Raw genomic sequence first — 23008 nt, 5'->3', positions numbered from 1 at the left:
AGCGCATACCCCACATCCTGTTTTGGATGGGGGTAAAATATAGTTTATTGTCTTATCTAATGTCCTACTCTCATTTTTGCATTAGCTTCTTTTGTTTCATCATCTTCAGCATGTTCCGACTGTTGTTTTGGTCTACCAAGGATTGTTCCTAAAAGCACACCTGCTAATGCAATCCCAGCAGCTAGAAGGAATGTGTCACCATAGGCAGAAAAGGTAGCTTCCATTGGGTCAGCTATTGTTTTCATATGAGTAGTAATTTTTGACGTTAGAAACCCAGTCATACCTGCTACTGCAAATGAAACCATTACTTGTTGGGCCGCTGTTGTTAATGGTGTGACGCGACTTACAAGATGTTTGGGAGCAGATTGAAGAACATGGGTATTAATTGCCATCATGGATAGTCCCATACCTGCTCCAATCATCACTAAACATGTAATGATAAATCCTGTAGTTGTGTCCATAGAAATTCGGGAAAGCATAACTAGCGCTGCGGTAATAATAGACAAGCCAGTTATAGCTAAAGGACGAGCACCTATTTTATCATATAAACGCCCTCCAATTGGCATCATAACACCCGATGAAAGAGCTTGTGGGAGAAGAATTAAACCAGTAGCTAATGCACCGTAACCTCTTACTGTTTGTAAAAATAACGGGACAATAACCATAACCCCAAATAATGCGATTTGAGAAATCCATGAAATCACAATTCCTTTTCTAAAGTCAGATGATCCAAAAACTCTCAGCTCTAGTAAAGGCTGCTTTTGACGAAGTTCAACAATTATGAATAGAATGAGAGCAACTCCACCTACAATTAATCCAGTAAGAGTTTCTATTGAAGTCCAGCTTTTGCCACCTTCACTCACTCCATAGGCTAGCATTGCGAATGCGATAGGCGCTAATAGAATCCCTAAATAATCAAGGGATGCAGCGGTCTTTCGTTCAACATTCGGTAAAAATTTCAATCCAACCAAAATTGCAATAATCCCGATTGGTAAATTAATAAGGAAAATCCAATGCCAAGTAACGTATTCAACTAGATATCCTGCTAGAACAGGTCCTAAAGCAGGTGCTAAAAGCATCGGAACCCCAAGTGCCCCCATTACAGACCCAATTTTATCCGAAGGAGCGAGTTGGAAAATAATGGTCATTCCTATTGGTGCTACCATTCCTCCCCCAAGTCCTTGAATAACTCGATAGAGGATAAGCTGTTCAGGAGTTTGTGCAACAGAGCAGAGAACGGATCCAATTGTAAAAAAGGTAATTGTAATTAAAAATATCTTTTTTGCTCCAAATCGGTCCGTCATCCAACCAGCTAAAGGAATGACAGCTGATAAAGCGAGCGTATAACCTGTTAAGGACCATTGCATGGTCGAAACATCAGATTTAAAATCTGTCACTATGCCAGGCAAGGCAACATTCATCGCCGTACTATCAAGAATTACCATCATCATACCAACAATGACAGCTAATAAGGGGCCTATGATGGTTCTAATAGAGAATACTTCATTGTTATTTTCTGTTTTTACTGTCATACGATATAAATCTCCTTTTAGAGTGTAGATATACTGTTAATATCTTGATATCATAGGTGTATTATTAAGTATCGAACAATTTAAGAAAACAGGTTCAGCATGTCAGATAAGTTAAAAATAGTAATGATAGTTGCCAGTATCGCCAGTATGAATGCTGGAATTGCCTGAGTGATAGAATCCTTTGCCCTAATATGCGTCATCACTCCACCAAGCATCGTAATCGCAAGCCATAAGCCAGTTAATGCTGTTACTCCAGGATTCCAAAAACCGATAATTAAACCAGCGGCCCCAATTAGTTGTACCAATCCAGTAATCACTCGGAACCATTGAGGTAGGTTAAGGTGCTCGAATGTTTCTACTTGCTGTTTATTACCAGATACCTTCATAAACCCAGTCAACAAGAACACTAAGGCTAGCAGGCTTTGAAGAATAATAGATATAATTAACAAGATAATCCCTCCAATATATTGTTTTTTTTTCACAATACCCTTCTATGGTACAATGATATTATAGGGTATTGATTTAGTGAGCTTACTCAATATAAGTTTACTCAAAATGAGTTTATGCGATTAATTTAAAACTGTCAAGGAGGAATTTTTATGACAAATCAACATTCTTCAAAAACATCTGCAGTAGAGGGTATTCATGCGTTAATTAAGACTTCTCATTATATCCAGAGAGAATTTGAAGCACATCTATCAAATCTTGACATGCCGTTTCAAATTTCAGGACCCAGACTTCGTGTTTTACTTGCTGTTTCTGAAGTAGAGAAAATACGAATGAGCGAGTTAGCAGCCAAATTAGGGGTAAAGGCCCGAACGGTTACTGACTTTGTAGATGCATTGGAACAGGATGGACTTCTTGTTCGGATGCCTGATCCAATAGACCGACGAGCTACTTTGATACAATTAACTGACAATGCACAAATGCAAATTAAAAAAGTACGATTGCTTGAAGAAGAGGCAGCAGATATTTTATTAAAGAATCTGACTCAAGAGCAGCGACAACAACTTATTGAACTACTATCCAAACTTACAAATTATAATGAAGTTCAATGTTCATTAGATGACTGACTTAAAAGAACCGATTCCCCTTGAGACAAGGAAAATCGGTTTTTTATATATTAATAAATACAAAGGACCATATGAATCCTATAGTCATGTTTAATGTTAATGCTTCAATGGGACATGATATTGGAGTTAAAAAAATTCTCTGAACGAGTAAAATGGAATAAGGGTTTTTATTTGAACAATAGGGATTTAGAGGTGATTAGTGATGACACTTAAATGGTTATGGATATTGGTTATTGCGTTTAGCGTACTAGAATGGATCTCAATCCCATTCATAGGAGCATTTTCAGGAAAACTATATCGATTAGTTGATGGTATATTAATAATAGCTTTTATTATTTACCCATTATTTTTCATTACTTCTCTTTTACTATTACAAAAGGGAATTAAAAAAATTGGTGCAGTGATTTTGCTTATTCCATTAATCGTGTATGCACCCTTGCTAATAGGTCTTCACCCGTTGCTTAAATAATGTATTACTATTGAACTAACGGATGATTTAGGTTAAGAAGAAAATATGCTAATGATCTTTCACAATCGGGCGCTTTTCTGAAATAAGAAAGCATCTTTCTTCATGCAAAGGGCCATTTTGTGGCAAAAAAATTAACTGCAAAGGATGGATATTATGAAGATAATCGAGACGGAACGATTATACCTTAGAGAGTTAAAAATGGACGATTGTAACGAATTATCAAAAGTGCTTTCTGACCCAGAGTCTATGCAATATTACCCTCATCCATTTACCCAAGAAGAGGTTAAAAATTGGATCAAATGGAATGAGAAAAATTATAAGCAATATAAGCACGGTCTATGGGCAATTGTTTTAAAAGAAGGGGATACATTTATCGGTGATTGTGGAATAACAATGCAGAACATCGATGGTGTAAGGTTACCTGAAATTGGGTTTCACATTATTAAAGAGTATTGGAATAAGGGATATGCCACAGAAGCAGCGTCTGCTTGTAAGGAATATGCATTTAATGTTCTTGGCTATTCTGAAATATTTTCATATACGACCTTAAAAAATATTCCATCACAAAAAGTTGCGGAAAAAATCGGGATGGAAACTTATAAATTTTTTGAGAAGAATGGTGAACAACAAATCGCTCAAGTTGCATACAAAAGCTTATGAATAGTTAGTATCCCATTAGCTATTATGCCAGAATAGGGCGATTCCTGAATGAGAAGTTCATTTTGGAGTCTTTGGAGTTAAACTTAAAATTTGATTAAGATACTCATGTAGAAATTGGGTGTCTTTTTTTAGTATTTTATTCGTTAGATAAAAGGTTTAGTAAAATGCTAGTTGTATAGATGATATTAAAATTGTAAAATGATGATGGTACTATAAAAACCGAATCAGTACCAAAAGTTTAGGGGGCGGATTATGAAACAGAGAATCTTAACAGAAACAATTCACCAAATTCAAACGAAGGGGTTTACATTTACAATTAGTGACTTAGCAAAACAATTAGCTGTGAGTAAGAGGACAATCTATGAGTACTTCTCTTCAAAGGATGAGATAGTAGATGAAGTTATTCGTAATGTAATAGAAAGTATTCAAGAAAAGGAAAAACATATTGCTGAAGATGATACGTTACAAACAGTTGAAAAAATAAGACGCATCTTAATTTGTATTCCACAACAATTTATATTCATAGATGCACATTTATTAGTAGAACTAAAAAAACACCATTATAATCAATGGTTGAAATTAGATCAGTTTTTACGTGAAGGTTGGTCTACTGTAATCCGATTAATAGAAGAGGGAATGAGAGAAGGGAATATTAGACAAATTAATATTCCGTTTTTTATTGAAGTATATTTAGGTTCACTCAATCGCATATATGATCCTTTGTTTATTGAAAAGAGTAATTATACATTGAAGAGTATGCTCGAATCTATTATGGACATGTTGCTGTATGGAATTGCTATTTCCAAATAGAAGGAGGGAGAATAATGCAGTGGATTTATTTAGGCTTAGCGATTTTATTTGAAGTAGCCGGTACAACTGCGATGAAGCTATCTGATGGACTGACGAAATTCGTCCCAAGTATTCTTATTTTTGTGTTTTATATCGTATGTTTTTCATTTTTGTCATTTGCATTAAAGGGGATGGAGATGTCCGTTGCCTATGCGGTTTGGTCAGGTATGGGAATTGTTACGATTACAATAATTGGTTTCTTTTATTTTGGAGAAAGTATCAATGTAATTAAGATACTAGCGATTCTTTTTATTTTAATTGGAGTCGTTATCTTAAATTTTAATAGTTCGGCACATGAAGAGAAAAACAAAGAGATGGTGGAGGAACGTGTAAATTGAAACGTTTAAAATATTTTTTCCTTATTACTGATATTGGGTTTATTATATATTGGTTCATAACAATTTTTCATATGATTCCACAAGAATATTTGTTTAAAGATTATCAAAATCCTATTTTGGTTGCATGGAACTGGTCTTTTCTACCTTTAGATTTGTTAATCTCGTTGACTGGATTTTTAAGCTTGTACTTGTACTCGAAACAAAAACATATTTGGAAACAATTTGCTTTTTTATCATTAATTTTAACTTTTTGTTCAGGGTTACAAGCTTTAGCATTTTGGACAATCCGTTTAGATTTCGATATTTCTTGGTGGATTCCTAATTTATATTTATTAGTTTATCCATGCTTTTTCTTTAAAGGTATTTGGAGAGAGTGTAGATCGTATGAGACTAACACGAGATAATTGGGTAATTCAATAGGTATAATCGTAATTTGTTATATATTAATTTAACTTTTAATTGGATAACCAATATAATTAAAATATTTTATCTAACAACGACCAGAGTTCAATTTGAACGTTAAGGAAGTTAGAACTTATTCAATTAACGTGGGTTTTAGTAAAATAACAGATATCCATTTTTATAGCTTGTTCACCATTTCTATATTCAACAATCGGGCACAGTTCTTTTGTAAGGAATGTGTCTATCTTCATTTAAAGAACCCTGTTGAATTACATTCAATTTCAGAGAATTGGATATTTATGTTAAAATTTTATAAAAGTAATGTTTCAAAGGGGGATTTAATGAAGAAGTATATAAAAGGTTTAGTACCTTGGATTTATTTGATGTTGCCTTTCTTTGTACTATCTGGCTGCAATGCTCAAAAAGGTGGTAATAATTATTATTTATTATTGATGGGTGAAAGCGAAAGCTGGAATCTATGTTATGAAATTGTTATTACACCAGAAGACTTTAAAGCAGGACATGGGATTTTAAATATGAAAAACGTCAATGAGTATATTACAGATTCCTTCCACTTTGAAACGCATGTGGTTATAGATAGTGATGATTCAGTGGTTCATTCTGATTCAGCTACTGGTGAGATGAACATAGCAGAATATACAACTGGTGCTATTAAAGGGCCATACCTAAATAAAAACGGTGAATCTGTTGCACTTAAGGATATAGATGAGATTTATGTGGTCGTTGAATGGTGGGATATTAGTAAGAACGAAAGTATGAAAGAAAGAATAGATTTATTTAACAAATCTACAAAAGAACAGTCCTTCTTGAACTAATTAGATCTTCAACAATCGGGCGTTTTTCTTTCTTTCAAATGCAATAGATAATCAATAGTTTTATTGAATAAAAATCCGGTTTCCTATTTCATTGTACGGAAAAACTGGTTGAATTGGAACTCACAACTTAATAATATATAATGTTATACTCATACTGATTAAGAAATGGAAGGAGCATTATACATGTGTTGCTCATGCTGTCCAGTAGTAGACAAATCCCTTATCTGAAAAAGAAATGATTAGATAAGGAGATGGAGATATGTTAATTCAAAATAAAATTATTCAAAGTGTTAGAGATAAATGTATTGCAGATGAGTTTGTTTCAGCATGTATGATGTATGGGTCTTTTACAAAAGGTGAAGGAGATCAGTATTCTGATGTTGAGTTTTATATATTCATTGAAGATGATAAGATGGAGAAATTTAGCTCTAGACATTGGGTTTCTGAAGTTTATCCAATTCACTTGATCTTTTACAATGAGTTTGGAACAGAGGTAGTGATTTTTTCGAATATGATTCGTGGAGAATTTCATTTTCTTCCTGTCTCAAAAATAGAAATCATAAAAAGTTTTAAGCCTACAGGACTTTTTCCCGATCCTGAGTCTATGTATATTTATGATTCTACAGAGCAATTAAAGCCTTTACTAGATGATTTAGGTGGAGCTGGACCAGACCGAATGACTGATGAGAATGTTAACTTCGCTTTTAATAACTTCGTGAATGCTTGGTTGATGGGTGTAAATGTTATGAGAAGAGGAGAGTTAGCACGTTCTCTGGAGGCTTTAACCCTTGTGCAAAGGTATATACTACAATTAATAAGGGTAAAGGAAAATACGGTTGAACGATGGTTAAATAGTACAAAAAATTTAGAAGAAGATATAAGTACAGAGTCGTATAAAGATTATGTATCTATAACCTCAAAATTAAAAGAAAATGAGATAGAATTGGCTTATAAGAACGCGTTGAATATAGTTGAAGCTTTGAATGAAATGCTAGGTTCTCTCTATAAGGTTGATGTAGACAAAGATCTAATTAGTAAGCTATACAGCTATCTCAATGAATAAATGAAGTATGAAAATTCACTGTTTATAAGCAGATAATTTTTCGGCTAACAGACGCTTTTCAATAATACGGAAAGCGTCTTTATTCATGGTTTGGACCAAATTTGTGGATGAACGCGTAAAAAGGGATTAAACTATTAGTTCGGCCACTCAAGAACAATTCCGAGCACTAACTAATTGAATTTAAAATCACATTTTTTTACCAAATATGGATGGTTATAAATATATGGTAATTATATCCATGTTATCTTTTGTATTGTATAATCAAACTACAATATTTAAAAGGTGATGATAAATTTGCTAACAATATTACAAATTCTTTTTTCAATCATAGTAGTATCACTCTCAACTTACTCAATTATCACAAGTGATTATCAGTTGAGTTTCCTAGTGTTATTCTTCTTAGGATTATTGATTTTAGTTCTTGGAATAAAAGAATTTCAAAGAGAGAGAAAAGTTTCTGGTTGGTTCCATATTGGGGTATTTTTATTTTCAGTATTCGTTTCAATTGAAATCTTCTTTAAATAAAGGAGTGGTTATCCTGTGAACTTCACCCACTTTCCATAATTTCAGTCAAACTTTGCTGATTTAGCAGATACTCTTACTCTAACAATTGAACAGAATCACGAAAAAAGGTTAATCGAAAAATTTAAGAAAGTCAAATTAACGCACCCTAATTGGGTGTTTTTATTTTGCCCTGAAAAGTGAGTATCAAGCAGTTTCCTCCCCCTTTGACTGCTAGGGCAAACGGTACTTACTTTTGAGAGTGAAAATAAATTGTTTATTATCTATTGACATGGAGTCAACTCCATCTTTTAAGATGAATGAAATAAAAAGAATGGAGTGATGGAATGGTAATTGTCACAAATATATTAATTGGTTTATACGCAGTTTTAATAGGAATAGCAGGGCTAAAAAAATGGAAAGAAATCGGATTCCAAGTACAAACGTTTTTGTTTATTACCGTATCAATTAGTATTCTTTTAATATTATTTATACCAAACAAAAACTGGATGTTTATGCTGTTGATACTTGCATTTATTCTGTTACATATATTAGCAGTTACTGAAGGGCTATTAACAAATGGACGGATTAAGTATAGCCATCATATCGTTCGTTTTATATTCCATTGTATAATGGCCCTAATGGTTTATAAATATATAATCTAGAAGGTGATAATAATGAAAATTTCCGAATTTGCAGTATGTACAGGCCTTAGTAAAGATACTATCCGGTATTACGAAAAAATGGATTTATTGCATCCAGAAATTAAAAATAAGCAGCGTGAATATAATAAGAAAGACATTGATATAGTTGAAACAATCCTTAAACTTAAACAAACTGGATTTTCACTCCAAGAAATCAAAATCCTTTTTGAATGGTCGGGAAATACTGATATAAATAAAAAACTCACAAAAAAAGAAATACAAAATCTTCTTGAGATAAAAGTTTTATTCCAGGAAAAGTATGAGCAGATGTTACAAAAAGAACATCAGATTAAACAAATAAAACAAGTATTACTAAATACTGATAACAAAATAAATCAGCTATTAGAGAAAAATAAAAGATAAATTTTTTTAGACATAACGATGTGTCGTATAGAAATTTGTTTTAATTTCTAAGCAACTAGCATAATGGGGTGATTACATAACAAACAAATGATGGAGGTGGTAGTGAGTGTATGAGATATGGCTAGACCAAGAAATCCGAAATGTTATAAAGCGTTTCAAATGTGGCTTGAAAGCAAAGGGCAAATGCTCCTAAAGGATATTGCAGAACAACTAGAATTACTCGATTCGCAAATACGTAAGTGGAAGAACCAAGATAAATGGGATGTCCATATGAAAGGTAACGTTACTAAACGAAATAACGCAAAGAGCCATGGCACACCAAGCAAAATCAGAAAAGGATGATGATATAATGCGATTTACTAATGAAACATTTAAAGCTGCAGTTCGAGGATTGCCTCAAACAAGCAGTAGACAAAAAGCTTATTGATAAATCTCATTTTAACGGTGAGTAGCATTAAACAACAAAGGCCCGTTACCAAAAAAGAGCATTAGGATATGAGGCAGAGAATCCGTATGCAAACGATATTATGGTTACCGATTATGATAATATCGGCATGCCAAGAGGTGGAGGTATTAGTGATCCAACACCTAAACAGGCATTCAGAAACAAAAGCATATTACCAGAACGACTAGTGAGAGAGTACCAAAATAAGATAGCATTCATTGATAAAAGTTCTAGCCATCTTAAGAGAGAGCGAGAAATTACTATTTTACACTGGAAGTTATCAGGTATGAAAACGAAACATATTGCTGAACTAGAGGGGATTACGGAACGACATGTACGTAGGATTATCAGCGAAATGCCAAAAGAATGTCCGAAATGTCTGTTGTTTCATAGATTTACCAATTTAATTGTATACTGTGAGGGAGGACGGCGCGGTAAAGGTTTCCTCCCCTGGTATTTACCAAAACCTAAATATTAGGGAAAGACAGACCGACGACTGACCTGCGCTGAATAAACTTGTTCGGAGCGAGACATACGTGGCCGGCACATATTTTTAAAGAGATAAGGCAATGCCCCAACTTACGTGTTTTGTTAAGAATAATATGTATAAAAATAAATCATTCCCTTGTTAAAAAGATCACTTAATATAGTGGTCTTTTATTTAGTTAATAAAAGCTAATTAATACATATAAGTTTAGTAAAATTGTCTATTTCATTTGTCCCTTCATTGAATAATGTAATAAAACAAGGAGGATGATAAAATGGGTTTCGACAGTTTCAATAGAAGTGAAAAGGAACCAACTAATAAAAGAATTAGCAGAATTCATGATGATTGCGAAGAAAGGTGTAATGACAAAAATATCCATCAAGGAGTACAGGTACCACAACAACCTGTAGGTATGGGGCTTCCAGGGTCTGCTTATATTTATGATACAACTTTACAACTAACTATCCCGAGTAATGGCCAAGTTACTTTTAATACAAATGGCAATATTACACCTGCAGGGTTTGTAACACATGTACCAGGAACAGCACCTATCATAATAAATCAAACGGGTACTTACCTTATTACCTATGAGTTGAATGTTGGAGGTGGCCCTAATGCATTTGCTCTTTTCAATGGCGACAACCAAATAGCTGGTTCCAATTATGGAGACTCTACTGGTAACTCAACGAAAAATGGTCAAGTAATAACAACTTTAAATGCATCAGATGTTCTTACATTAAGAAATATTAATGTCAACCCAGTTACTTTATTAAATAGCATTACTTTGGGCACACAAGTTATCAGTGCATCTATTGTCATTTTAAGATTAGCATAATGGTTTTATTGCGAGTCACATCTAATAAGGTGTGGCTTTTTGTATTTATAGATTAATTTTGTTTTTACAGTTTCGAATTTTGAAAGGAGTGGTTTATATGTGAACTTCGTCCACTTTCCATTTAATTCAGTCAAACTTACTACATCAACAAAGTGCACGGAAATGCACTATAAAACTAGAACACAATTACGAAATAACGGGGTACGCTCTGCCACGATGTCAAAATTGAGTGACCATTAAATACTTTATCCCAGTAGACAAGCCTTATCCTAGCACGGTAAGGCTTTTTGTATCAGATTTATATTACATAACTTCTTTAATTTAACTTAATATTTATTAAGAGGTGAGGAGATGGAAAGAGAAAATGAAATTGATAGTGGTAAAATTTCAATACTAGTACCTATTTCTATTGTAGCTTTTATTATTTCGATATTAGCTATATTATTCCAATCAATACTAGGTGATAGTCAAAATTTAGCTACCATAATAGGTGGTTCATTAGGGATGCTTGGTGGAATTGTAGGGGTAATAGGAGCTTATATTGTTGCAAAAACACAAATTGATTATCAGGCCAAACAAGTTCTACTAGAAAATAAAAAGAAAGCTAGACCTTATATTGTGTGCAATGATTTTCAAGCAAATGTTAAGTTACAAGGGGTAAATGTTCATCAAGATTCAAAAATAATAGAATTTGATTACTATGAGAAGTTAAAATTAATGGCTAATACACTAAGTGGAGGGAGAATAGGTTTCTTTCAACTTAAATTCATTGGGACACCTGAAGTCATTTTAGAATGTGAGATAAAACTGTATTTAGATAAAAAACATTACAAACCACATTTCTACGAAGCGTATTTAGATCATATGAAAAATGATGTAGAAATTTATATCCCCATTCCTTTTGCAGAGAATGTAAATGGACTTCAGGGAAAACCAGAAAAATTAAAAATGTACTATACAACTACAGAGTATGAAAAATTTTTATACATATATAATTTTAAAGAAAACTATGAGCAATTATACCAAGTCGCAAAAGGAAAAGAATATTTAGTTAAACAAAGAGAATTTTTAGAGACAAGTTGGATACTGCCTGGAAAAAAGAGAAACGTTGGAATATTTAACATGTCTATTCCTGATTCATTGCGTAAACAACTAATTCAAGAAGCAAATAAGGAGGGCGTATCATTTAATCAATATATTATTTATAAGTTATCGAAATAGGAAATATGAGTCACGAGTATGAGCGTGGCTTTTTCTTTTGCTTTGAAAACTGCATCAAACAGCCAAAACACTTTGTGATTAGAGGGCAGAGTTTGGTGTGGTTTTGAGAGCAAAAAGTTATTACATATATTTCATCTTCTGGCTTATGATTGTGTAGGAGGTGATTAATTTGAAGTCAAGTAAATTTGAATTTCCAACAAAAAAGGATATGACCTATTGGATTCTTATTATAGTTGTCTTATTGGTTTGTGTAAGTGTGTGGAAAACTGAAGATTCGGCGAGTTTAGCTGGCGATTTATCCTTAGGAGGAACTTTGTTATCTATCTTCTTAGCAATTATTGCTATCATTTTTTCATTTATACAATCTTCAGATGCCAATAGCCATAATAAAGAAATGATTGGAAAAATGGATTCTTTAACAAATAGCTTAAAGTATCTTAATGATTTAAATAATGAAAAAAACCAGGAAATAGAACAAAAAAATTCTGATTTGAATGAACTTAAATCTATGATTACAGAAATTGCTGATGAAGTTAAAAAAGGTGGTCAACAAGCACAAAATGATCAACTAGATAATAATAAGTGGGCTATGCTTGTTAGGAAAATCGAGGAGACGCAAAAGAATGTATCAAGTAGTAACTTAGGTGTTCAAATCACGGTTTCTGGTCCACGAGCGTTATATAACTTTTTGTTAAAACATTTTCAAAAAGATGAATACGTCCCGCTAAAAACATTAAGAACTATGTTAAAAGAAACCTATAACCTAAATAATAATTCTGATGAACTACTAGAGGATTTGGAAACTTTACAAAACGAAAATAAGATAACTATATCTAATAAATCAAAAGATGAAGCTTTTATTCAAATTAAATAGGTATCTGAAAGTCGCCAAATTTGGCGACTTCTTTATTTTACAAAGCAACTAGCATAATGGGGTGATGCCATTGATTGAACCAAAGTTAACAGTGAAGGCTTTTGCTGACTTTTAAGAGCAAAAACTTGTTACATATATTTCATCTTCTCGATTATGATTTGGTAGGGGTGAAGGAATGGTAAATATTTTAGATTACATTAAAGATATGTCTGGAGATAACTATGAAATATATAGTGTGGAATTTGATAAATTATATCCGCAAATTGTATTTCAAAACTTGAGAAACAGATTTACAGGTATGGAGCTATTTAATGGTGAATCAGAGGTTCATCATTGGATGACTCAGTTTAATAATAAAATTTTCGACATATCAGTTAATTATGTACAAACTATGCTTTATTTTTCGAAAGATGCCAAAGGTAATTTAGGAAATCAATATTGGTATTCTTATTATGCTGAGTCACTTACACAAAGAATATTTGGAGCATATGATTTACTAATGCATGTAATTAATGTTAAATATCTGTTTAATATAACACCGGGTCCTGGATTTAATAGCAAGGTAAGGAAGAAACTAAAGAGCAAGAATCCAGAGCTTTACGCTGAACTTAAGAAAATAATGCGTGATGAGGAATACTTCCAACTCGGAGAGTTAAGAAACAACTTTACTCATAATAATAGCCCAACTAACCTAACGTCGGGTGTTGAAAGGAAAGATGGAATAATCACAGTTTCTCAAGGTGTGAGAACAAGTAATGATGATATTTTGAAAAGCATAAAAGAGGGTTTAAGTCATTTAGAAAGAACAAAATTAGCTATTGAGAAAGCACTTTTCGCAACTAATTAATAGTTGCGTTTTTTATTTTACAAGGCAACTAGCATAATGGAGTGATTTACAAAACAAACAAATGACATGGAGGTGGTGGTGTATGAGATATGGCTAGACCGAGAAACCCGAAACGTGATGAAGCGTTTCAAATATGGCTCGATAGCAAAGGGCAAATGTTATTGAAGGATATTGCCGAGCAATTAAAATTATCCGATTCACAAATCCGAAAGTGGAAGAACCAAGATAAATGGGATGACCATTTGAAAGGTAACGTTACTAAATCCAATGGTAACGTTACTAAACGAAGTCGAGGGGCTCCTGCTGGTAATTCAAATGCTAAGGGGCATGGTGCACCAAAGCAAAATCAGAATGCAACAACGCATGGTTTCTTTGCAAAGTTTCTACCCGAAGAAACACTTGAAATCATGGAGGCAATGAATGAACGTTCTCCAGCAGATTTAATATGGGATCAAATTGCCAGATGAAAACTCATTACCTCCAATTGGAGAACCAGGGGATGCATACTTAATTAATGGTGACTTATACGTGTGGTCAGATACCACGAATGACTGGACGAACGTTGGTACCATTAAAGGTCCAAAAGGAGATACAGGTCCTCAAGGACCACAAGGTGAACAAGGCCCTCCTGGACAGGATGCCGATCTCACAGAAGTTAATCAAGAAATAGCAAATATCAAGCAAACGGTCACTGATAATAAAACGGAAGTTACTGAACATTTGGGACAAAATGTACTATCTGAAGAAGGTAGTCATGGCATCCGTTATTTTAATGGTGAACTAGCTGTTAAAGACGTTCAAGATCAATGGACAATCGTTGAAACAGGAGCAGGAGATGAACACACTAAGGATTTAAAGATACACACGCCATATGTAGTCACTACAGGCACACCATCACTTTATGAAGTGAGTTTAGACCCTTCAGTTACAGCGCTTGTTGAAGGGATGTCTTTAGCTATCAAGATGCATGAATCGAATGCTGGATTTTCAAAGCTTAAAGTTAATGGGCTAGACGAAAAATATATAATACTGAATAGTGGAGGTCTTGCACCGAAAGACTCTTTGAAGAAAGATATGGTATATACGCTTAGATATAACGGTTCGTACTTTATTGTTCAAGGCAATGAAATTAAACCTCTAAAGAAAGTACCTATAACACCATGGTCGGGTTGGAATAATTTTAGCACTTACGGATTATATGTAGCGAAAAATGAAAGAGATCAACTAGTATACGTTAGAGGAGCGTTACAAAAAACATCTCAATCTACACAGATATTGGCTCAGTTACCAGAGGGCTATAGACCAGAACTTGGTGAAAGGGTTGCGGTTTCAATTGTAGCACCTGTGTCGGGTACTTATAAAAATATTAGTGGATTCCTTGAAGACCAAGGTATGTTAATGGCATATGTTCTTTCGGAAATAACTAGTATTACAAACAATTCGTATATTTATTTTAACTTTTCATTTATTCATGGAAACTGATAAAGGAGGGTGGTTACCTTGCAAGATACAGAAAACACTTTGAAATTCGTATATGTTATTGATGCTCATGGGTTTATCATCACCTCTAGAGTTGTCGATACAACTGTAAGAGACTTTGAAAATAATGAGATTCCTCATACAATGTTACCTCCTGTTCACAAACATAAATGGAACGGTAGTGAATGGGTGGAAGGCGAATCGGAAGAAGAAAAAGTAGAACGTGAATCGCAGCAATTACTTGAATCATTAAAACCATCTCCAGTAGAACTAGCGGATGCAGAACTTGAAATTAAAATGTTAACAATACTTACAGACTTGGGGGTTGTACAATGACGGAAGAAAAACATCTTGAAGGATTAACAGAATTGAAAAAACGTTTGGTCAAAGCTTATGCTACAAGCGTCATGGGCGAAGTACGTACAGTAGAAGATGTTAAGCCAACAGAGCTGCAACATTACGTTGAACTAGAAATTGCAGAGCGTGAAATTGCAGTGTTAGCAAATTCATAATGGAATTCCTTGTAATAGTAATTAAAGAAAGGGGAATTTGTTAAATTTTTTAAAATAAGATATCCTCTTATAGGGGGAGAATCTAATATGAGTACATTTGATGAATTATTACCGTACGTGACAGTTCGAATTGAGACTATTATCAACAATAAACCAATTTCAACAGGAACTGGTTTCTTTTATTTTTTCTGTGACAATCTTGATGTAGAGGGCGGAGGGACTCACGCTGCGATAGTGACAAATAAACATGTGATAGAGGGTGGTGAAGAGCTAAGATTTTTGTTTAACACTACTGACTCGGAAGAGCGGGATGAAAATGGCGATCGTATATTATCAATACATCCAGTAAGACTACCAATTAATGATGATACGATTATATTACATCCAGAAGAAGATATAGATTTATGTGTGATTCCTGTTACACAGATTTTTCTTCAACTTGCTGAAATTAATAAAAAAGTTCACTTTTATCCAGTGAATAAAAGAATAATAAAAACTGAGCGTGAATTAAAACAACTTAACACTATACAAGAAGTAACAATGATAGGCTATCCTAATGGATTATGGGATTCACACAATAATTTACCATTATCACGAAGAGGAATTAATGCAACTCCTATATATAAAAATTACAATGGAAAACCAGAATTTTTAATTGATATAGCTTGTTTTAGTGGTTCCAGTGGATCGCCAATTTTTATTCATGATTTAAATAGCTATACCGAGAATGGTAAGGTACAATTCGGCTCGAGATTAATATTTATTGGAGTTTTATATGCTGGTCCTATATATGATAGTTTAGGGGAAGTTATTATTCCTACAAGTCTAAACAAAGTCTATACTAAAACAAAGGGAATGTTAAATTTAGGATTAGTAATAAAAGCCAGTAAATTGGACATCTTTAATGATTTAATAGAAGCTAAATTTAGTAATGAAAATTAAATAATCGTTCCATATTGTTCAGTAAGCGCTACTCAATTGAGTGGCGTATTTTTATTGAAAATTTTACTATAGCTAACCATAGAATATTTAAATCCAGTTCGGAAACAATATCGCTAAAAAAGGATGAGAAAATGAAGCGAATTGTTTTTATTGGCGTACTTTTATTATTTACAGTAGGTGCTTTTGTAAAAGTTTCTGCTCTTTCTTCGCCATCAATTCATATACTAAAAGTTGATGACCACCAAGAGTTATCGATTATACAAGCAATTGAATTAGCCTTTCCTTCAGCATTGAAATGGAATAAAGATGCTCAATTATTACAAGCAATAAATATAGATTTGGATAAACCAGGGAAGGCAATCGGAAGTGATGGTAAAAGAAAACATTGGAATATTTCATTTGGAGTACCAGATACGAATAAGTATTTCTTAGTTACCATTCACGATGGAAAAATTGATATGGTCAATGATTTAACAGGAGAAGGTACATCTCCCTTCCCTAAAAAGGAGTTTGTACTAATGAAGGATGTCAAATATGATTCACCGGAGTTGCTAAAAAGAGCATTAAAAATAGGTGGCATCTACCCTGGTAAAGAATGGGCGAAAGGTTATAACTTTATTCTTAGAAAAGACACTGAGAGAAATATTAACTTGTTACAAGTGATAGGTTGGAATAGAGATCAAACAGAAATGAAATCAGCTCCCTTTGATGCTTCAACAGGAAAGTATATACCTTAGATTAACCAGCGCTACTCACACCGAGTAGCGTATTTTTATTGTGAAAGAAGGTGAAGCGATGCTATCAATCACTAACTATGAAGGTACTTTAACAGAGGCTTTGGTATGCAGAGGAAAGCCGGTTGTAAGGAAAAACATCGATGGAGTATTTGAACTGACATTGGATGCAAGTGAACGTGATAACCCACATTCATTTCATTTGCTTGCAGAGGAAAGTATTATCGAGGCTGGCGGTTTCCAGTTTCGGATAAAGCAACTACACCGAAAATCGAGAGGGAATGTAAAGTCAATCCTTGCACAGCATATCTTCTTCGATAATATCTGGCGCAGACAAGAGGGCACCAACGGAGGACATAAAACCTTAAATGAATTCGCTACTTTTGCATTGCGGAATACAAACTGGACCTTCACAAGTGATTTTGACGAAGATGGCTATATCGAGGCTTTCGGGAATGACAATATCGTTAAATTAGTGAATCAAATCTGTGAAGCATTTGAATGTGAATATGAGATCACTTCAAACAGCAACATCCATTTCAGCAAAATGCTTGGCCCAGATAACGACTTCGTCTACCAATATGGCGACAACATTATTGAATTATCTAAATCGGTTAATACAGACAATTTAAGGACACGTATCAGTGCCAAGGGTAAAGATAATTTAGTTGTCCGATACACATCACCACAGGCTGCTAAGTGGGGTATTCGTGATGCTGATGATATGAGCGATGAACGGTTTTCTGATTCAGATAATTTAATGGACAAAGCCCGAAAGTCGCTAAAAGATCAGCCAGAAATATCAATTTAATTGGATTCAATCGAGTTGTTAGATAAACAGCTTGGGGAGCGTATCTGGCTAATTTACGAGCCATGGGATTATGAAATGCAGACTCGTATTTTAGAGGTCACTCAAGTTATCGATGAAGAAACAGATGAATTTAAAACAGTAGCTGTTGTGATAGGTAATGCCCTACCTCAAACTTTATCTGACGAATTGACCGAAACACAGGAAATCTTAAACGAATCAATTAAAGAGTACCGTTCGGCCATAACTCAAACTGACTCGAACATTCGATTAGAAGTGGAACGTATCGATAAAAGCATTGCAGCAATTGATATTAAAGCTGACAACATTAATTTGAGTGTGAACAATCGTATTACTAGTGAGGTGGCCAAACTCAATATCAGAGCTGACAGTATAACGGCAGAGGTTTCCAGGGTAGAACGTAAAGCTGACAGTACTCAAACGCAGGTATCATCTTTATCTATTGAGGTTGGACAAATAACAACTCGAGTATCAAATGTCGATTCCAGACTTGGAACAGCTGAAAGTAGCATTACGCAACAGGCATACCAGATTACTCAAAAGGTAAGTAATACTGATTACAACGGTAATACAATAGCCTCATTGATAAATCAAACGTCAACAACGATTACGATTCAGGCTTCTAAAATTAATTTGGTTGGTGCTGTAAGGGTTCTTTCCGATATTAGTGGTAACTTAGGGACGATCTATGCTGGAAGGATAGAAGGTGCAACAATTGATATTAGTACTGATGCTACAGTAGGGAACAATTTGTATTTAGGTAAAAGTGGTGGTTTTAAGTCACTAGTATTTAATAACTCAAACCGTATCAACAGTTCTGGTTATGGCTTAGAATTAAATGCTCAAGAAATTAATTTGAGTTCTGCAGATATAACAATCGGAACAGGTGGTGGGATAACAGATTTTAATGGGACTGTAGATTTTTCATATGCAACTGTTCGAGGAGTAGCAAGAGCTAATTCGTCGGGTATAGGAATCTCTTATTCAAACGGAAGATTATATGTGCAAGTTGACGGTTCAACAAAAGATTCTGTAGCACTAACATAAAAGGAGAATGATATTATGGATTATCAAGTACAACTAAACAATGGACAAGCTATTAATTTAACAAATGCGGAGTTTGATGCAACTGCTTTTACAGCCACATTAAATGATCAGAAGATTAACTTCGTGAATATCGGTGGAGCAATCATTAACAAACACACTATAAATAGTGTGCTGCCAGTAGCAGCTACACAAACAGAAACGCAAGCGAAGGCTTAGCGTTATTTTTTGTCTAAATTAAGAGGGAATCCTTTCCTTTTGTCGAAATCTAATGTAGATGAAAGGTGATGTTTAATGATAAGTGATGAAACTCTTAGAATATTGATTCCTATTATTACTTTTATAGGAGGTATAATATTTACTTTATTAAATACTAGAAATCAAAGAAAGTTATCAAATAGATGTTACCCAAGCATCACTGAAGCTTATTTCCCTTTTGATTTAAGTAAAATAAATATAGATTCAGGAACTAAAATGTATTACTGTGGAGACTATGCTGATTTATTTAATTCTGATGATGTAGATAAAACATCAAAAATTATATATGTGAAATTAGCAAATTTGGGGCCAGGTCATATGTTAAATTGTAATATCGATGTAAAAATATCGACAACAGACTTTAGTGAAGAATGGGACATGAATTTATGTGTTAATCTTATACGAAAAGATGAATTGATATTAATACCTACTGTAAAAGAAAGCATGCTGGATAAAGAAATTATTTTAAAAAGTATTGTGATTGAGTATTTAACTGCATTTGGTGAGAAAATGAAATACACATATTGGGTAAATAATATTGAGAAAGACAAAACCATAATCAAAGATACTTTACAAATTATTAAATATAAATGGTTCAAGAAAAAGGTATACAGTTTCAAAGGAAAAAGTAGCCTTTTTGTATTTATTAATTTAAAAAAGGATAACTAAAAATATTTGAGACTTTTATTAGGCTATGAGACTAATCGAGATGGGCAAAGGTACACTGTACTGATTCTCGATGCTTCTCATGGCTTTTTATTTTAAATAGGGCAAAGGATTGGTGATTGAATGGATATAGTATCCGCAGTAACAACAGCAAGTCATATAGCAAACTCGCAGGTTGTGTGGTCGATTTTGTGTATTTGCTTAGTAGTGTATGTTTTTTGGAATTCAGCAAAACGAGAACAAAAACTAACGGAAAATTTAGAAGCTTTAACAGCAGCACAAGGTAAGCAAGCAACTGCAATGCAGGGAATTAGTCGTAGTTTAACATCTTTAGAAGGCAGTATGGACCGCATGGAAAAACATACTTATAAAAACAAAGAGAAGGATGATGAATAATGGATTTAACAAACATTTTTATGATTGCGATGATGATGGTAGCAATTGTCTTAGCAGTTTCAGAAATACTAAAAAAGACATTTAATCTTAATACACAATACATGCCAATCACATCGGTAGTGATTGGTATTTTTATTGGTTTGGTTTTATGGCCGTTAGCTGAATATCCAATGTATGTCATGTTAATGGCTGGGTTTATTGCAGGATTAACTGCGTCAGGTACATTTGATTTGTTAAAGGCAGCAAAAAAAGAAGGTGAGCAGTAATGGCTTACACTTTTAAACAAACCTTCTTACTAGCAAGCAAATATTCAATCAAGGCGCCATACACCATGGTGCCTCAATTTATTACAGTGCACAACACAGCCAATGATGCTACTGCAGCAAAGGAAATTGAATACATGATTAATAACAATAATCAGGTGTCTTACCATGTTGCTGTGGATGATAAAGAGGTTATTCAAGCAATTCCTTTTAACCGTAATGCTTGGCATTGTGGTGATGGTGGAGGTAGCACCGACCCTAATGCACAAAAAAAGGGCAATCGTATTTCTATTGGAGTAGAGATTTGCTACAGCAAAAGTGGTGGTGTTCGCTATGGAGTGGCAGAGGAAAACGCAGTTCAATACATTTCTAAGCTATTAAAGCAATTTGGTTGGGGCATTGAGCGAGTTAAGAAGCATCAGGATTGGAACGGTAAATATTGTCCACATCGTATTTTAGCAGAAAATCGATGGGATAGTTTCTTGAAACGAATTGAAGAAGCAATGAAGCCGATGGAAATAGGAAAACCAACAGAAAAGGATGATGACACAATGAAATTCACTAGTACAACCGCAAAAGCTGCAGTACGGGATTACATTCAACAAACAGTCGATAAAAAGGTGATTGATAAATCATGGCTTGAGAAATTCGAAAATGGCACAATGACAAATGGCGATTTTGAAGGACTAAAAATCATCATTGCACAGCGTAGTAATTAAAATGTAATGACCAAGATAGCTTAAATGAACTGCACCCCGTCAAGTAGACAGTGGAAATAATAAAAAATGTATTAAGCGGCTTGAGTCCTGAATTCTAACGGACTCAAGCCGTTTAATCGTTTCTGATAACGATAGTAATTATAAAAATGAATATACTCATCAATCGCTAGTTTTAACTCTTCATATGAATCGTACTTATGTAAATAATACTTCTCACACTTCAATGTGCCCCAAAATGATTCAATTGGTCCGTTATCAATACATCGACCAACACGGGACATACTCTGTGTCATATTGGCTGTATCCACAATTCGCTTAAATTCCTTCGATGTATATTGAAAACCTCGATCACTATGTATTAATGGCTGTTCGCCTGATTGTAATGATTGAATAGCTGATTTGATTGTTTTGAAAACAAGGGAATTATTATTCGAATGACCTAACACATAACTCACAATTGAACCATCATATAAATCGATAATTGCACTTAAATAAGCTTTTTTCCCGTTTCCATACTTAAACTCTGTGACATCTGTACACCATTTTTCATTGGGCTTTTTCGATGTAAATGCTCTATTTAATACGTTCTCCGCCACATGATGTGCTGGGGATTTACGATAAGGCTTGCGCTTTCTACGAATAACAGACTTCAATCCACTAATCTGCATTAAACGATAAATACGCTTTTCGTTAACCATCGTTTGATTATTTTCTTTTCGCTGACGATTGATTGTCAACGTTGTACGACGATAGCCGTAAATACCATCTACTTGTTGGTAAAGGAGATGAATGTCCTTTAAAATGGCTTCATTTTCAACTTCTCTGTTAGAAGGCTTGCGACTTAACCACTTATAGTAAGCTGCACGCGAAACATCAGCTATTTCACATAGTAAAAGAATCGAAAGTTCTTCCTCTCGATGTAAATCTTGAATCGCTAAATAGCGTTGCTGTAGACGTATTTGGCTTAACGATGCCTCCTTTCGATTTCCTCTAACTTTTTTAAAAATAAATTTTCTGCACGTAAACGTTCATTTTCACGTTCAATACGTTGAATCTCTAATTTCAATTTCTCCTCAACGGTTAATTCGACTTCATCTTTTGTGCGACCACGACGATCACGTAATCCCTCTTCACCATTCGTTTCAAATTTCTTCGTCCATTGATATACCTGTTGATACGAAACACCATAGGTATGCGCTGCCAACTGATAATTTTTCTGGTGCTTCAAACAGTACTCGACAATCTCAATACGTTCTTCAAAAGTTGTCTTTCTTCCTTCGGTCATAGCTTGACTCATTCCTTTACCTGAATCTTTTATTTCACTATGACTAGTATACTTTTTTACCCAGCTTTTTAAAACGGAGGTACTGCTAATCTCGTATTTCGCCAACACCTCCATCTGTGAATAATTTCGTTGAATGTAGTCCTCCACAGCCGCTAATTTTAACTCTTTTGAATAGAACTTACATGAAGTAGCTTCTTGTAATCCTTCACGTCCACCTGCCTCAAATTTCATTTTCCATCTATGAAAAGTTTGATGATCTATTGAAAACCTTTCACACAATTCATTGATAGAATAGTGACCTTCTTCGAACAATTGAAGGATATATAGTTTCAACTCGAGTGAATGTTTGCTTCGCCCCATAAAAAATACTCCCCTTAGATAA

The 23008-nt window shown here is 34.1% G+C and carries 32 protein-coding genes; 29 read left to right on the top strand and 3 right to left on the bottom strand.

Translation table 11 applies throughout. The features are described 5' to 3' along the window. Positions 1 to 56: 56 nt before the first annotated feature. Positions 57 to 1532 (bottom strand): MDR family MFS transporter, encoded by a 1476-nt coding sequence (locus OU989_RS12190; protein WP_274793313.1) that lies wholly within the window; start codon positions 1530 to 1532, stop codon positions 57 to 59. 80 nt (positions 1533 to 1612) lie between these two features. After that, entirely contained in the window at positions 1613 to 1981 is a 369-nt protein-coding gene (locus OU989_RS12185) for a DoxX family protein (protein ID WP_274793312.1), read from the bottom strand. Positions 1982 to 2131: 150 nt separating this feature from the next. On the opposite strand from OU989_RS12185, the gene OU989_RS12180 reads away from it, so the two are divergent. From OU989_RS12180 to OU989_RS12040, 29 genes are all read left to right on the top strand, one after another. Next, positions 2132 to 2605, top strand: a complete 474-nt coding sequence (locus OU989_RS12180; RefSeq protein ID WP_274793311.1) for a MarR family winged helix-turn-helix transcriptional regulator — start codon at positions 2132 to 2134, stop codon at positions 2603 to 2605. 202 nt (positions 2606 to 2807) lie between these two features. After that, the gene (locus OU989_RS12175; RefSeq protein ID WP_274793310.1) at positions 2808 to 3074 is read left to right on the top strand and encodes a hypothetical protein; all 267 of its coding nucleotides are present in this window, start codon (positions 2808 to 2810) and stop codon (positions 3072 to 3074) included. Positions 3075 to 3227: 153 nt separating this feature from the next. Then, entirely contained in the window at positions 3228 to 3734 is a 507-nt protein-coding gene (locus OU989_RS12170) for a GNAT family N-acetyltransferase (RefSeq protein ID WP_274793309.1), read from the top strand. Positions 3735 to 3986: 252 nt separating this feature from the next. Further along, positions 3987 to 4544: a TetR/AcrR family transcriptional regulator gene (locus OU989_RS12165; protein ID WP_274793308.1), complete on the top strand. Its 558-nt coding sequence runs from the start codon at positions 3987 to 3989 to the stop codon at positions 4542 to 4544. Between the two features lie 14 nt (positions 4545 to 4558). Then, positions 4559 to 4921 carry a DMT family transporter gene (locus tag OU989_RS12160; protein WP_274793307.1) on the top strand — a complete coding sequence of 121 codons (363 nt, stop codon included), beginning with the start codon at positions 4559 to 4561 and terminating at the stop codon, positions 4919 to 4921. Further along, the gene (locus tag OU989_RS12155; RefSeq protein WP_274793306.1) at positions 4918 to 5325 is read left to right on the top strand and encodes a YvaD family protein; all 408 of its coding nucleotides are present in this window, start codon (positions 4918 to 4920) and stop codon (positions 5323 to 5325) included. The genes OU989_RS12160 and OU989_RS12155 overlap by 4 nt, the downstream gene beginning before the upstream one ends. Before the next feature lie 339 nt (positions 5326 to 5664). Continuing rightward, a complete protein-coding gene (locus OU989_RS12150; protein ID WP_274793305.1) occupies positions 5665 to 6159 on the top strand; it encodes a hypothetical protein in 495 nt (164 codons plus the stop codon). 259 nt (positions 6160 to 6418) lie between these two features. Further along, complete coding sequence (locus OU989_RS12145) at positions 6419 to 7222, top strand: nucleotidyltransferase (RefSeq protein ID WP_274793304.1); 804 nt, start codon at positions 6419 to 6421, stop codon at positions 7220 to 7222. 285 nt (positions 7223 to 7507) lie between these two features. Beyond that, a complete protein-coding gene (locus OU989_RS12140) occupies positions 7508 to 7747 on the top strand; it encodes a DUF3953 domain-containing protein (RefSeq protein WP_274793303.1) in 240 nt (79 codons plus the stop codon). Between the two features lie 323 nt (positions 7748 to 8070). Continuing rightward, positions 8071 to 8388 carry a hypothetical protein gene (locus OU989_RS12135; protein ID WP_274793302.1) on the top strand — a complete coding sequence of 106 codons (318 nt, stop codon included), beginning with the start codon at positions 8071 to 8073 and terminating at the stop codon, positions 8386 to 8388. A gap of 12 nt (positions 8389 to 8400) precedes the next feature. After that, entirely contained in the window at positions 8401 to 8790 is a 390-nt protein-coding gene (locus OU989_RS12130; protein ID WP_274793301.1) for a helix-turn-helix domain-containing protein, read from the top strand. Positions 8791 to 8907: 117 nt separating this feature from the next. After that, on the top strand, positions 8908 to 9132 hold the full coding sequence (locus OU989_RS12125) for a phage terminase small subunit-related protein (RefSeq protein ID WP_274793300.1): 225 nt from the start codon (positions 8908 to 8910) through the stop codon (positions 9130 to 9132). An 864-nt stretch (positions 9133 to 9996) separates the two neighbouring features. Then, entirely contained in the window at positions 9997 to 10557 is a 561-nt protein-coding gene (locus OU989_RS12120) for a hypothetical protein (protein WP_274793299.1), read from the top strand. A 351-nt stretch (positions 10558 to 10908) separates the two neighbouring features. Continuing rightward, positions 10909 to 11778 (top strand): toxin-antitoxin system HicB family antitoxin, encoded by an 870-nt coding sequence (locus OU989_RS12115; protein ID WP_274793298.1) that lies wholly within the window; start codon positions 10909 to 10911, stop codon positions 11776 to 11778. A gap of 169 nt (positions 11779 to 11947) precedes the next feature. Continuing rightward, positions 11948 to 12652, top strand: a complete 705-nt coding sequence (locus OU989_RS12110) for a hypothetical protein (RefSeq protein ID WP_274793297.1) — start codon at positions 11948 to 11950, stop codon at positions 12650 to 12652. Between the two features lie 175 nt (positions 12653 to 12827). Further along, a complete protein-coding gene (locus OU989_RS12105; protein ID WP_274793296.1) occupies positions 12828 to 13499 on the top strand; it encodes a Cthe_2314 family HEPN domain-containing protein in 672 nt (223 codons plus the stop codon). 89 nt (positions 13500 to 13588) lie between these two features. Next, on the top strand, positions 13589 to 13966 hold the full coding sequence (gene terS / locus OU989_RS12100; protein ID WP_274793295.1) for a phage terminase small subunit: 378 nt from the start codon (positions 13589 to 13591) through the stop codon (positions 13964 to 13966). Beyond that, positions 13956 to 14981: a collagen-like triple helix repeat-containing protein gene (locus OU989_RS12095; RefSeq protein ID WP_274793294.1), complete on the top strand. Its 1026-nt coding sequence runs from the start codon at positions 13956 to 13958 to the stop codon at positions 14979 to 14981. Before terS ends, OU989_RS12095 begins: the two co-directional genes overlap by 11 nt. Positions 14982 to 14999: 18 nt before the next feature. Beyond that, positions 15000 to 15314 (top strand): hypothetical protein, encoded by a 315-nt coding sequence (locus OU989_RS12090; RefSeq protein WP_274793293.1) that lies wholly within the window; start codon positions 15000 to 15002, stop codon positions 15312 to 15314. Beyond that, positions 15311 to 15490 carry a hypothetical protein gene (locus OU989_RS12085; RefSeq protein WP_274793292.1) on the top strand — a complete coding sequence of 60 codons (180 nt, stop codon included), beginning with the start codon at positions 15311 to 15313 and terminating at the stop codon, positions 15488 to 15490. Before OU989_RS12090 ends, OU989_RS12085 begins: the two co-directional genes overlap by 4 nt. 87 nt (positions 15491 to 15577) lie before the next feature. Next, positions 15578 to 16432: a S1 family peptidase gene (locus OU989_RS12080; protein WP_274793291.1), complete on the top strand. Its 855-nt coding sequence runs from the start codon at positions 15578 to 15580 to the stop codon at positions 16430 to 16432. A gap of 131 nt (positions 16433 to 16563) precedes the next feature. Beyond that, positions 16564 to 17169 (top strand): hypothetical protein, encoded by a 606-nt coding sequence (locus OU989_RS12075; RefSeq protein ID WP_274793290.1) that lies wholly within the window; start codon positions 16564 to 16566, stop codon positions 17167 to 17169. Between the two features lie 40 nt (positions 17170 to 17209). Further along, positions 17210 to 17977 (top strand): phage tail protein, encoded by a 768-nt coding sequence (locus OU989_RS12070; RefSeq protein WP_274793289.1) that lies wholly within the window; start codon positions 17210 to 17212, stop codon positions 17975 to 17977. A 15-nt stretch (positions 17978 to 17992) separates the two neighbouring features. Then, on the top strand, positions 17993 to 19042 hold the full coding sequence (locus OU989_RS12065) for a hypothetical protein (protein WP_274793287.1): 1050 nt from the start codon (positions 17993 to 17995) through the stop codon (positions 19040 to 19042). Between the two features lie 15 nt (positions 19043 to 19057). Further along, a complete protein-coding gene (locus OU989_RS12060) occupies positions 19058 to 19258 on the top strand; it encodes a hypothetical protein (RefSeq protein ID WP_274793286.1) in 201 nt (66 codons plus the stop codon). A gap of 75 nt (positions 19259 to 19333) precedes the next feature. Further along, the gene (locus tag OU989_RS12055; RefSeq protein ID WP_274793285.1) at positions 19334 to 19966 is read left to right on the top strand and encodes a hypothetical protein; all 633 of its coding nucleotides are present in this window, start codon (positions 19334 to 19336) and stop codon (positions 19964 to 19966) included. 120 nt (positions 19967 to 20086) lie between these two features. Next, positions 20087 to 20359, top strand: a complete 273-nt coding sequence (locus tag OU989_RS12050; RefSeq protein WP_274793284.1) for a BhlA/UviB family holin-like peptide — start codon at positions 20087 to 20089, stop codon at positions 20357 to 20359. After that, positions 20359 to 20625: a holin gene (locus OU989_RS12045; protein ID WP_274793283.1), complete on the top strand. Its 267-nt coding sequence runs from the start codon at positions 20359 to 20361 to the stop codon at positions 20623 to 20625. Before OU989_RS12050 ends, OU989_RS12045 begins: the two co-directional genes overlap by 1 nt. Continuing rightward, positions 20625 to 21341 (top strand): peptidoglycan recognition protein family protein, encoded by a 717-nt coding sequence (locus OU989_RS12040; protein WP_396631748.1) that lies wholly within the window; start codon positions 20625 to 20627, stop codon positions 21339 to 21341. The genes OU989_RS12045 and OU989_RS12040 overlap by 1 nt, the downstream gene beginning before the upstream one ends. A 71-nt stretch (positions 21342 to 21412) precedes the next feature. Here OU989_RS12040 and OU989_RS12035 read toward each other — a convergent pair. Next, positions 21413 to 22986 (bottom strand): IS3 family transposase gene (locus OU989_RS12035; RefSeq protein ID WP_274793282.1). Its coding sequence is split into 2 segments (ribosomal slippage): positions 21413 to 22344 and positions 22344 to 22986, totalling 1575 coding nucleotides; the frame shifts between segments, so codons are not numbered across the junction. Positions 22987 to 23008 lie beyond the last annotated feature (22 nt).

Source organism: Lysinibacillus irui, from assembly GCF_028877475.1.
GTDB classification, from domain to species: Bacteria; Bacillota; Bacilli; order Bacillales_A; family Planococcaceae; genus Lysinibacillus; species Lysinibacillus irui.
The sequence above is the reverse complement of the archived record's forward strand: the minus strand, read 5'-3'. Positions and strand labels throughout refer to the sequence as shown.